This window comes from Yersinia hibernica, from assembly GCF_004124235.1.
Classification (GTDB): domain Bacteria; phylum Pseudomonadota; class Gammaproteobacteria; order Enterobacterales; family Enterobacteriaceae; genus Yersinia; species Yersinia hibernica.
On the sequence record NZ_CP032487.1, the window covers coordinates 149,340 to 161,416 of the forward strand.

Here is a 12,077-nt window from a genome sequence, read left to right on the forward strand (position 1 = left end):
GATGTCCAGTTTTGTTATATATATTCCACGTTCTAACGTTGGAAGTCTAGACATCTATTTGACTTGATCGTAGCATGGCGGTCCGGCCTCATGTTGTGACTTAAACACTTAAGAGTTAAAAGGGAATCCGGTGTAAATCCGGAGCTGACGCGCAGCGGTAAGGGGAAGTTAAGGCGATAGGTTTCAATCAGACACTGTCCGTAAGGATGGGAAGTCATCGCCGGCTCTGTTTAGCAGAGATCCCAAGCCCGAAGACCTGCCGGTATACGTCGCAATATTCGTGGTCGTCGCGTAATACCGGCCATGGCACTGCGGCATCCGCTATGTGTGTTTGGATGCTATTTCTAATGACAATTAAAAAATATTCGCTGTTCACAGCCCTTTCTGTGACGGCATTTTCTGGCTGGGCGCAGGACACCACCACCACCGGTAATAAAGATGAAATGATGGTGACCGCCAGCCGTTTTAAACAACCGGTCTCGACGGTATTAGCTCCCGCTGATGTTGTTACCCGCGATGATATTGACCGCTGGCAGGCAAAAAGCCTCAATGAAGTGATGCGCCGGTTACCGGGGGTGGATATCTCTCAAACCGGGGGGCTGGGTCAGGGCTCTTCTATGTATATCCGCGGCACTGAAGCTCGGCATGTTTTGGTCTTAGTTGATGGCATTCCTCTGGCGCGCACCGGTATTGTCAACAGTGTCAGTCTTAATCAGATTCCCATTTCCTTAGTACAGCGAGTGGAATATATCCGCGGGCCGCGCTCCGCCGTTTATGGTTCTGGTGCCATTGGCGGTGTTATCAACGTGATTACCCAATCTGACCAAGAAGGCGCGCAGATTAATGCCGGGGTCGGCTCTAAAGGCTACCAGCAATATGATGGCAGTGTTCGCCAACGTTTTGGTGATACCTTGGCAACATTGGCGGGTGGCTATCAAACCACCAATGGTTTCAATATCAAACCTGACTCTAATTATTCGGTGGACAGTGACCGAGACGGTTTTCGTAATAAAAATTTCTGGGCAGGATTGGATCATCAGTTCAACCAAGAGATTTCGGGATTTGTTCGCGGTTATGGTTACACCAATAGCACCGATTATGACGTCGGCAGTACCCCTTATCTGCCGGAATACAGTGGTGATAAAGAGCGTTTGTATAACCACACTTATGATGCTGGCTTGCGTTATGCTTCAGGCGCTTACTCTTCTCAGTTCATTGCGAGTTACCAAAAATATAAAGATTACAACTACAGCAGCCAATTAGGCCGCTATGGGGTAGCCACTACGCTCGACGATATGGATCAGCGTAATCTGCAATGGGGCAACACTTATAGCTTTGAAAATGCGACGCTAAGCGCAGGGCTTGATTGGCAGCAGCAACGTTTGGCTTCATCCAACACTACTATTTCTGATACCTACAAGCGCGATAACACCGGCTTATACCTGACTGGGCAGCAGAAAATAGGCAATGTGACATTAGAAGCTTCTGGTCGTGAAGATAAAGATGAACAATTTGGTTGGCATGAAACTTGGCAAACCGCGGCTGGCTGGGAGTTTGTTCCCGACTATCGTGTGACCTTATCTTATGGTACCGGCTTCTTGGCACCATCATTGGGTCAACAGCACGGAGCGCAGCGCTTCAGCCCACGGATTGAACCCAACAGTAACCTTAAACCGGAAGAATCGCGCCAATGGGAAGCGGGATTGGAAGGCATCACCGGGCCGGTTGACTGGCGCTTGTCTGCTTATCACAACAAAATTGACAACCTGATTGATTACTACTCTGCCCCGCTGACCTACATTGGGCAATATTACAATGTTAATTCAGCGACGATAAAAGGCGTGGAATGGACTGGGAACCTGACTACCGGCATATTTACCCACGCGGTCACATTGCAATACATTGACCCACGTAATGATCTTAATAATGAGGTCTTAGCTCGCCGCTCTAAGCAACAAGCTAAATATCAGTTGGATTGGACGATGTTCAATATTGATATGGACGTTTCTTATCAGTACTTCGGCAAACGCTATGATAATAGCACCTCGATGTATAACTCGACCCAACGTGAATTGCCGAGTTATAGCACACTAGACGTTTCAGCTGGTTATCCGGTTACTTCTCATCTAACAGTTCGTGGTAGAATTGCTAACCTGTTTGATAAAGAATACGAAACGGCTTATGGCTATAAAACCGCTGGACGAGAGTATTACCTCACAGGAAGTTATAACTTCTAACAAGGTTGATGCTGCGCTTCGCCCGACAGCGCTGATTTTTGATTCCGGTGTTGGCGGGCTATCTGTCTATCAAGAGATTCGGCAATTGCTGCCGGATCTCCACTATATATATGCGTTCGACAATGTCGCATTCCCTTATGGTGAGAAGTCCGGCGAGTTCATCGTCGAGCGCGTATTGGACATTGTCACTGCGGCACAACAGCGCCATCCGCTGGCGATTGTCGTTATCGCCTGTAACACTGCCAGCACGGTTTGCCTTCCCGCACTACGCGAACGTTTTACTTTCCCTGTTGTGGGGGTTGTCCCGGCTATCAAACCTGCGGTGCGCCTAACCCGTAATGGCGTGGTCGGCCTATTGGCCACCCGTGGCACAGTTCATGCTTCTTATACTCGTGATTTGATTGAACGCTTTGCGACAGACTGCAAAATTGAGTTACTGGGATCATCTGAGCTGGTGGAGTTGGCGGAAACCAAGTTACATGGTGGTGTTGTTCCGAAGGAAGCCTTAAAGAAAATCCTTCATCCTTGGCTGGCGATGCGCGAACCACCGGACACCATTGTATTGGGTTGCACTCATTTCCCTCTATTAACAGAAGAATTGGCTCAAGTATTACCGGAAGGTACCCGGATGGTTGATTCTGGTGCAGCCATCGCGCGCCGTACTGCCTGGCTCATATCTTCCCAAGAAAATGTGATTTCTTCCGATGAAGAAAACATCGCGTATTGCATGGCGTTTAATGCTGGCACTGATGCTTTATTACCCGTTTTACAGGGCTACGGCTTTCCATCGCTGGAAAAACTGCCAATTTAATGGCGTTTTGACTAAAGAATCAGCGGTTGAAAAGTTTTTTCAAATTAGGGGTTGCAGGCTGTCAGGAACTCCCTATAATGCGCCTCCACTGACCGGGAACAACGAAACACATCTCGCCGGGTCAGGAAGAGAAAAGAACGGTTTTGACTTCGCAAGAAACAAAATAATTCCTTGACTCTTCAGCGGGAAAGCGTATTATCTGCCTCCCGCGTTACCGTAAGATTCGCCGCAAGGCAAACGGGTAACGAACGCTCTTTAACAATTTATCAGACAATCTGTGTGGGCACTCGCAAGACGATATCAAAGCCTGTTTCGACAGGCAGAAATAATCAAAGTCTTGAAGAGTGACCAAAGCAGTACACATTTGAACTTCGGTTCGAATGCATATTTGCAGAAAGTAATCTTTGAGCATCGCCATTTCGGTGGCAAATCAAACAAATCTTAAATTGAAGAGTTTGATCATGGCTCAGATTGAACGCTGGCGGCAGGCCTAACACATGCAAGTCGAGCGGCAGCGGGAAGTAGCTTGCTACTTTGCCGGCGAGCGGCGGACGGGTGAGTAATGTCTGGGAAACTGCCTGATGGAGGGGGATAACTACTGGAAACGGTAGCTAATACCGCATGACGTCTTCGGACCAAAGTGGGGGACCTTCGGGCCTCACGCCATCGGATGTGCCCAGATGGGATTAGCTAGTAGGTGGGGTAACGGCTCACCTAGGCGACGATCCCTAGCTGGTCTGAGAGGATGACCAGCCACACTGGAACTGAGACACGGTCCAGACTCCTACGGGAGGCAGCAGTGGGGAATATTGCACAATGGGCGCAAGCCTGATGCAGCCATGCCGCGTGTGTGAAGAAGGCCTTCGGGTTGTAAAGCACTTTCAGCGAGGAGGAAGGCATAAAGGTTAATAACCTTTGTGATTGACGTTACTCGCAGAAGAAGCACCGGCTAACTCCGTGCCAGCAGCCGCGGTAATACGGAGGGTGCAAGCGTTAATCGGAATTACTGGGCGTAAAGCGCACGCAGGCGGTTTGTTAAGTCAGATGTGAAATCCCCGCGCTTAACGTGGGAACTGCATTTGAAACTGGCAAGCTAGAGTCTTGTAGAGGGGGGTAGAATTCCAGGTGTAGCGGTGAAATGCGTAGAGATCTGGAGGAATACCGGTGGCGAAGGCGGCCCCCTGGACAAAGACTGACGCTCAGGTGCGAAAGCGTGGGGAGCAAACAGGATTAGATACCCTGGTAGTCCACGCTGTAAACGATGTCGACTTGGAGGTTGTGCCCTTGAGGCGTGGCTTCCGGAGCTAACGCGTTAAGTCGACCGCCTGGGGAGTACGGCCGCAAGGTTAAAACTCAAATGAATTGACGGGGGCCCGCACAAGCGGTGGAGCATGTGGTTTAATTCGATGCAACGCGAAGAACCTTACCTACTCTTGACATCCACAGAACTTAGCAGAGATGCTTCGGTGCCTTCGGGAACTGTGAGACAGGTGCTGCATGGCTGTCGTCAGCTCGTGTTGTGAAATGTTGGGTTAAGTCCCGCAACGAGCGCAACCCTTATCCTTTGTTGCCAGCACGTAATGGTGGGAACTCAAAGGAGACTGCCGGTGATAAACCGGAGGAAGGTGGGGATGACGTCAAGTCATCATGGCCCTTACGAGTAGGGCTACACACGTGCTACAATGGCAGATACAAAGTGAAGCGAACTCGCGAGAGCAAGCGGACCACATAAAGTCTGTCGTAGTCCGGATTGGAGTCTGCAACTCGACTCCATGAAGTCGGAATCGCTAGTAATCGTAGATCAGAATGCTACGGTGAATACGTTCCCGGGCCTTGTACACACCGCCCGTCACACCATGGGAGTGGGTTGCAAAAGAAGTAGGTAGCTTAACCTTCGGGAGGGCGCTTACCACTTTGTGATTCATGACTGGGGTGAAGTCGTAACAAGGTAACCGTAGGGGAACCTGCGGTTGGATCACCTCCTTACCTAAAGATACGCATTGCGCAGTGTCCACACAGATTGTCTGATAGAAAGTAACGAGCAAATAAAGCCGGACTGAGAAATTAGTCGGGCTTTAGTACCTTGTTGGGTCTGTAGCTCAGGTGGTTAGAGCGCACCCCTGATAAGGGTGAGGTCGGTGGTTCAAGTCCACTCAGACCCACCAACTCACCATTCCCTGTTGAGTTGCAGCAATAAGGTGATTTTGCTTTTTATATGGGGCTATAGCTCAGCTGGGAGAGCGCCTGCCTTGCACGCAGGAGGTCAGCGGTTCGATCCCGCTTAGCTCCACCATATAAAAAACTATTTCAAAACGTACTGCGGTCGCAAGACTCAGTGGGTTGTGAAATATTGCTCTTTAACAATCTGGAACAAGCTGAAAATTGAAACATGACAGCTGAAACTTATCTCTCCGTAGAAGTGCTGAGATAAGGATTAACCTGTCATAGAGTCTCTCAAATAATCGCAATGCGACGATGTCGAAAGACACCTTCGGGTTGTGAGGTTAAGCGACTAAGCGTACACGGTGGATGCCTAGGCAGTCAGAGGCGATGAAGGGCGTGCTAATCTGCGAAAAGCGTCGGTAAGGTGATATGAACCGTTACAACCGACGATACCCGAATGGGGAAACCCAGTGCAATTCGTTGCACTATTGCATGGTGAATACATAGCCATGCAAGGCGAACCGGGGGAACTGAAACATCTAAGTACCCCGAGGAAAAGAAATCAACCGAGATTCCCCCAGTAGCGGCGAGCGAACGGGGAGGAGCCCAGAGTCTGAATCAGTTTGTGTGTTAGTGGAAGCGTCTGGAAAGTCGCACGGTACAGGGTGATAGTCCCGTACACAAAAATACACTTGCTGTGAACTCGATGAGTAGGGCGGGACACGTGACATCCTGTCTGAATATGGGGGGACCATCCTCCAAGGCTAAATACTCCTGACTGACCGATAGTGAACCAGTACCGTGAGGGAAAGGCGAAAAGAACCCCGGCGAGGGGAGTGAAATAGAACCTGAAACCGTGTACGTACAAGCAGTGGGAGCACCTTCGTGGTGTGACTGCGTACCTTTTGTATAATGGGTCAGCGACTTATATTTTGTAGCAAGGTTAACCGAATAGGGGAGCCGTAGGGAAACCGAGTCTTAACTGGGCGTCTAGTTGCAAGGTATAGACCCGAAACCCGGTGATCTAGCCATGGGCAGGTTGAAGGTTGGGTAACACTAACTGGAGGACCGAACCGACTAATGTTGAAAAATTAGCGGATGACTTGTGGCTGGGGGTGAAAGGCCAATCAAACCGGGAGATAGCTGGTTCTCCCCGAAAGCTATTTAGGTAGCGCCTCGTGAACTCATCTTCGGGGGTAGAGCACTGTTTCGGCTAGGGGGCCATCCCGGCTTACCAAACCGATGCAAACTCCGAATACCGAAGAATGTTATCACGGGAGACACACGGCGGGTGCTAACGTCCGTCGTGAAGAGGGAAACAACCCAGACCGCCAGCTAAGGTCCCAAAGTCATGGTTAAGTGGGAAACGATGTGGGAAGGCATAGACAGCCAGGATGTTGGCTTAGAAGCAGCCATCATTTAAAGAAAGCGTAATAGCTCACTGGTCGAGTCGGCCTGCGCGGAAGATGTAACGGGGCTAAACCATGCACCGAAGCTGCGGCAGCGACGCTTAGGCGTTGTTGGGTAGGGGAGCGTTCTGTAAGCCGTTGAAGGTGAACTGTGAGGTTTGCTGGAGGTATCAGAAGTGCGAATGCTGACATAAGTAACGATAATGCGGGTGAAAAGCCCGCACGCCGGAAGACCAAGGGTTCCTGTCCAACGTTAATCGGGGCAGGGTGAGTCGACCCCTAAGGCGAGGCTGAAAAGCGTAGTCGATGGGAAACAGGTTAATATTCCTGTACTTGGTGTTACTGCGAAGGGGGGACGGAGAAGGCTAGGCTAGCCGGGCGACGGTTGTCCCGGTTTAAGCATGTAGGCGGAGTGACTTGGTAAATCCGGTTGCTTATCAACGCTGAGGTGTGATGACGAGCCACTACGGTGGTGAAGTAGTTGATGCCAAGCTTCCAGGAAAAGCCTCTAAGCATCAGGTAACATTAAATCGTACCCCAAACCGACACAGGTGGTCAGGTAGAGAATACTCAGGCGCTTGAGAGAACTCGGGTGAAGGAACTAGGCAAAATGGTGCCGTAACTTCGGGAGAAGGCACGCTGGCATTAGGTAAAGAGACTTGCTCTCGGCGCCGAAGCCAGTCGAAGATACCAGCTGGCTGCAACTGTTTAATAAAAACACAGCACTGTGCAAACACGAAAGTGGACGTATACGGTGTGACGCCTGCCCGGTGCTGGAAGGTTAATTGATGGGGTCAGCCGCAAGGCGAAGCTCTTGATCGAAGCCCCAGTAAACGGCGGCCGTAACTATAACGGTCCTAAGGTAGCGAAATTCCTTGTCGGGTAAGTTCCGACCTGCACGAATGGCGTAATGATGGCCAGGCTGTCTCCACCCGAGACTCAGTGAAATTGAACTCGCTGTGAAGATGCAGTGTACCCGCGGCAAGACGGAAAGACCCCGTGAACCTTTACTATAGCTTGACACTGAACATTGAGCCTTGATGTGTAGGATAGGTGGGAGGCATCGAAGCGTGGACGCCAGTCTGCGTGGAGCCAACCTTGAAATACCACCCTTTAATGTTTGATGTTCTAACTCGGCCCCATAATCTGGGGTGAGGACAGTGTCTGGTGGGTAGTTTGACTGGGGCGGTCTCCTCCCAAAGAGTAACGGAGGAGCACGAAGGTTAGCTAATCACGGTCGGACATCGTGAGGTTAGTGCAAAGGCATAAGCTAGCTTGACTGCGAGAGTGACGGCTCGAGCAGGTACGAAAGTAGGTCTTAGTGATCCGGTGGTTCTGAATGGAAGGGCCATCGCTCAACGGATAAAAGGTACTCCGGGGATAACAGGCTGATACCGCCCAAGAGTTCATATCGACGGCGGTGTTTGGCACCTCGATGTCGGCTCATCACATCCTGGGGCTGAAGTAGGTCCCAAGGGTATGGCTGTTCGCCATTTAAAGTGGTACGCGAGCTGGGTTTAGAACGTCGTGAGACAGTTCGGTCCCTATCTGCCGTGGGCGTTGGAAGATTGAGAGGGGCTGCTCCTAGTACGAGAGGACCGGAGTGGACGAATCACTGGTGTTCGGGTTGTCATGCCAATGGCATTGCCCGGTAGCTAAATTCGGAAGAGATAACCGCTGAAAGCATCTAAGCGGGAAACTTGCCTCGAGATGAGTCTTCCCTGGGGCTTTAAGCCCCCTGAAGGAACGTTAAAGACTATGACGTTGATAGGCTGGGTGTGTAAGTGCAGCGATGCATTGAGCTAACCAGTACTAATGATCCGTGAGGCTTAACCTTACAACACCGAAGGTGTTTTAGAGAGAATTTTGATTTTCAGCGATGTTTACAGATTGGATTGACTGGCTGCGTGATGATTATCATGGAGCGGGTTGATTGAAACAGAATTTGCCTGGCGGCCATAGCGCGGTGGGACCACCTGAACCCATGCCGAACTCAGAAGTGAAACGCCGTAGCGCCGATGGTAGTGTGGGGTCTCCCCATGCGAGAGTAGGACACTGCCAGGCATCAAACACGCATTATCAGAGTGACATCTGGTGATGGACAAAATCGCCAGAGGCGGTTTTGCACAGCGAGGAGCGCTGGCCCTGAAGAGGGTAAGTATCGGGAAGATACACGTAAAAGAATCGGTGGAGCGGTAGTTCAGTTGGTTAGAATACCTGCCTGTCACGCAGGGGGTCGCGGGTTCGAGCCCCGTCCGTTCCGCCACTTATTTAAATTATGCCTGCTAATTTTAGCAGGCATAATGTTAAGCGTAATCTAGGGGCGTAGCTCAGTTGGTAGAGCACCGGTCTCCAAAACCGGGTGTCGCGAGTTCGAGTCTCTCCGCCCCTGCCATATAAATAACCCTTCGTGAAAACGAAGGGTTTTTTTATGCCTAAAATAATCATTTGGCCGATTTCCTATACATTTAACAACCCGCTAGACCAGCCTTTCCCTTCTATCTTCTTCTCTATGTAGCTCCTTGTGATATTTTTCTACATAGAAAATACTGCTCACTTTATGCATTCAAACAATATCTCTCGCTCAATTAATAATCTCTAATTGTCTGTATTTTTGTTAAATCACCATGAAAATGTAGAAGGTAACGTTCCCAACTCATACCTATTTAGCTGAATTTATGTACAAAACGATTGTAATTCTATGGTGTGATATTGCTCATTATTACTTTCACAAAATGTACTAAAACTAATTAACATTTTAGCTATCAGGAAGCTCACCTTAAAAAACACCATGTGCTTTTAGCACAATATTATCTGCAAATTGGCCGAAGTTCAGGGCAATCAATGACCTGAATGATCATATTAACTGTTCTTCGTAATAGTAGTAGGTCAGCGGCTCGACTATGGCAAGTGAGGAGATAAATATGTACAGGCGTTTACTGTTAGCAGCAGCGGTGACAGCCGCAATGTGGAGTACAGCCCAGGCAGCTCCACTCGTCGTGGGTTTTTCTCAAATAGGTTCAGAGTCCGGTTGGCGATCTGCGGAAACCAAGGTTTCTAAACAAGAAGCGGAGAAACGCGGAATAACATTAAAAATCGCGGATGCTCAGCAAAAACAAGAGAACCAAATCAAAGCCGTCAGATCGTTTATTGCTCAAGGTGTTGATGCCATTTTCATTGCTCCGGTGGTCGCTACTGGTTGGACACCAGTATTACAGGAAGCTAAAGAAGCCAAAATTCCGGTATTCCTACTGGACCGTATGATTGAGGTGAATGACCCCACTTTGTATACAGCGGCAGTCGCTTCGGACAGCGTATATGAAGGTAAAGTTGCCGGTGAATGGCTGCTGAAAGATGTGGCGGGCAAGCCTTGTAATGTTGTTGAACTCCAAGGTACGGTTGGCTCCAGCGTCGCGATTAACCGTAAAAAAGGGTTTGCTGACGGGATAGCCTCCGCGCCTAATGTGAAAATAATTCGCTCCCAGTCCGGCGATTTCACCCGCAGTAAAGGCAAAGAGGTTATGGAAAGTTTTATTAAAGCGGAACAAAACGGTAAGAATATCTGTGCCGTCTATGCTCATAACGATGATATGGCAATTGGTGCCATTCAAGCTATTAAAGAAGCCGGTTTGAAGCCAGGTACAGAAATAAAAATCGTTTCTATCGATGGTGTGCCAGATATCTTCAAAGCAATGAGTAGTGGTGAAGCAAATGCAACTGTTGAATTAACACCGAATATGGCCGGCCCTGCTTTTGATGCCTTAATTGCACTCAAGAAAGACGGAACCCAACCTCCTAAATTTATCCAGACAGAATCCCGCCTGCTACAGCCAGATACAGCTAAACAGGAATATGAATCCAAGAAGAGTCTAGGTTATTGATTCTAAAGGCGGGGGAAACCCCGCCTGCTTTCGTCACCTGTATTTAGGCAATATATGAGCCGTTTTTGAACGTGGGTACATTTGATGGAAACACTGCTAGAGGTTCGTGGCTTATCAGTTGAATTTCCTGGTGTTAAAGCATTAGATTCTGTGAATTTCTCTCTACATCGTGGTGAGGTCGTCGCTTTGTTGGGGGAGAATGGTGCGGGAAAATCGACTTTAATCAAGGCATTAACTGGGGTCTATAAGCGGGCCGCCGGTGAAGTTTATTTAGAGGGTGTTGCCATTTCTCCTATTGATACCGCTGATGCCCAAAATATGGGGATTGGTACTGTTTATCAAGAGGTGAATTTACTGCCGAATATTTCTATTGCAGCGAATCTCTTTATTGGCCGCGAGCCATTACGTTGGGGGTTTGTTGACCATCAAACCATGAATCGGCAGGCAGAAAAATTACTCAAAGGTTATGGTTTAATACTGGATGTTCAGCGCCCATTAGCTGACTTTTCTATTGCAATACAACAGATTGTCGCAATCGCGCGGGCGGTTGATTTGTCTGCAAAAGTGTTGATTCTGGATGAGCCAACGGCGAGTTTGGATGCTAAAGAAGTCAGTATGTTATTGGATATTCTGCGGCAGTTGCGTGACCAAGGTATTGGCATGGTTTTCGTGACCCACTTTCTCGACCAAGTCTATCGGATCAGTGATCGCATTACTGTTTTGCGTAATGGCAAACTCGTCGGCACGAAAGCCACAGCTGAACTTCCCCGCATTGAATTGGTTCAGATGATGCTGGGCCATAGCTTTGATGAGCAATTACTGAAACGCAGTGAGCATAATATTGCAGTAAGTAACCCATTGGTTGAATTCAAGAACTATGGTCGGCGAGGGGTTGTGGATAACTTTGATTTATCGGTTTCTCCTGGTGAAATTGTTGGGCTCGCGGGGTTATTGGGGTCTGGCCGTACTGAGACGGCACAGTTAATTTTCGGCGTGACCACACCTGATACTGGCGAAGCTAAAATCCAAGGCCAGCCGGTGAAGATTAGAACGCCACGTAAAGCATCAAAATACGGTTTTGGTTATTGCCCGGAAGATCGCAAAACCGATGGCATTGTGGGGGCCGCAACGGTCCGAGAAAATATTATTTTGGCCCTTCAGGCTCAACGTGGCTGGCTGAGGCCAATTTCTATGCGCGAACAGACTCAAATTGCAGAGGATTTTATTCAGCAATTAGGTATCCGTACCCCTGGCCCTGAACAGCAAATTCAGTATCTGTCCGGCGGAAATCAGCAAAAAGTATTATTAGCCCGCTGGCTGGCGACAAAACCCCGATTTTTAATTTTAGATGAGCCGACGCGGGGGATTGATGTCGGAGCACATGCTGAAATTATTCGCTTGATTGAAAAACTGTGTGACCAAGGGTTGGCGCTGCTGATTATCTCCTCCGAATTAGAGGAGTTGGCTGGTTATGCCGACCGCATCATTGTCCTGCGAGATCGTCGGCATATTGCACAACTCAGTCACGATGAGATTTCAGTTCCCGCCATTATGCAGGCGATCGCGGTGCAATAAG

Annotated in this window: 4 protein-coding genes, 4 tRNA genes, 3 rRNA genes and 1 riboswitch; all 11 genes read left to right on the plus strand. The window is 49.1% G+C overall.

Translation table 11 applies throughout. The features are described from left to right. Positions 1-68 precede the first annotated feature (68 nt). Positions 69-278, plus strand: a riboswitch (cobalamin riboswitch). Positions 279-347: 69 nt separating this feature from the next. Beyond that, a complete protein-coding gene (gene btuB / locus D5F51_RS00700) occupies positions 348-2,237 on the plus strand; it encodes a TonB-dependent vitamin B12 receptor BtuB (RefSeq protein ID WP_129195340.1) in 1,890 nt (629 codons plus the stop codon). After that, on the plus strand, positions 2,182-3,048 hold the full coding sequence (gene murI / locus D5F51_RS00705; RefSeq protein ID WP_129195341.1) for a glutamate racemase: 867 nt from the start codon (positions 2,182-2,184) through the stop codon (positions 3,046-3,048). Before btuB ends, murI begins: the two co-directional genes overlap by 56 nt. 443 nt (positions 3,049-3,491) lie before the next feature. After that, positions 3,492-5,034: ribosomal RNA gene (locus D5F51_RS00715) — 16S ribosomal RNA — on the plus strand. A 102-nt stretch (positions 5,035-5,136) separates the two neighbouring features. After that, a tRNA-Ile gene (locus D5F51_RS00720) sits at positions 5,137-5,213 on the plus strand. A 52-nt stretch (positions 5,214-5,265) separates the two neighbouring features. Beyond that, positions 5,266-5,341 (plus strand) — tRNA-Ala (locus D5F51_RS00725). Between the two features lie 209 nt (positions 5,342-5,550). Continuing rightward, positions 5,551-8,457: ribosomal RNA gene (locus D5F51_RS00730) — 23S ribosomal RNA — on the plus strand. A gap of 111 nt (positions 8,458-8,568) precedes the next feature. Then, a 5S ribosomal RNA gene (gene rrf / locus D5F51_RS00735) occupies positions 8,569-8,684 on the plus strand. Together the 16S, 23S and 5S rRNA genes with 4 tRNA genes alongside form the textbook arrangement of a ribosomal RNA operon. A 125-nt stretch (positions 8,685-8,809) precedes the next feature. Beyond that, a tRNA-Asp gene (locus D5F51_RS00740) sits at positions 8,810-8,886 on the plus strand. 53 nt (positions 8,887-8,939) lie between these two features. Next, a tRNA-Trp gene (locus tag D5F51_RS00745) sits at positions 8,940-9,015 on the plus strand. Positions 9,016-9,544: 529 nt separating this feature from the next. Beyond that, positions 9,545-10,501: a galactofuranose ABC transporter, galactofuranose-binding protein YtfQ gene (ytfQ, locus tag D5F51_RS00750; protein ID WP_025379956.1), complete on the plus strand. Its 957-nt coding sequence runs from the start codon at positions 9,545-9,547 to the stop codon at positions 10,499-10,501. 84 nt (positions 10,502-10,585) lie between these two features. Then, a complete protein-coding gene (gene ytfR / locus D5F51_RS00755) occupies positions 10,586-12,076 on the plus strand; it encodes a galactofuranose ABC transporter, ATP-binding protein YtfR (protein ID WP_025379955.1) in 1,491 nt (496 codons plus the stop codon). The last annotated feature ends 1 nt before the right edge of the window (position 12,077 follow it).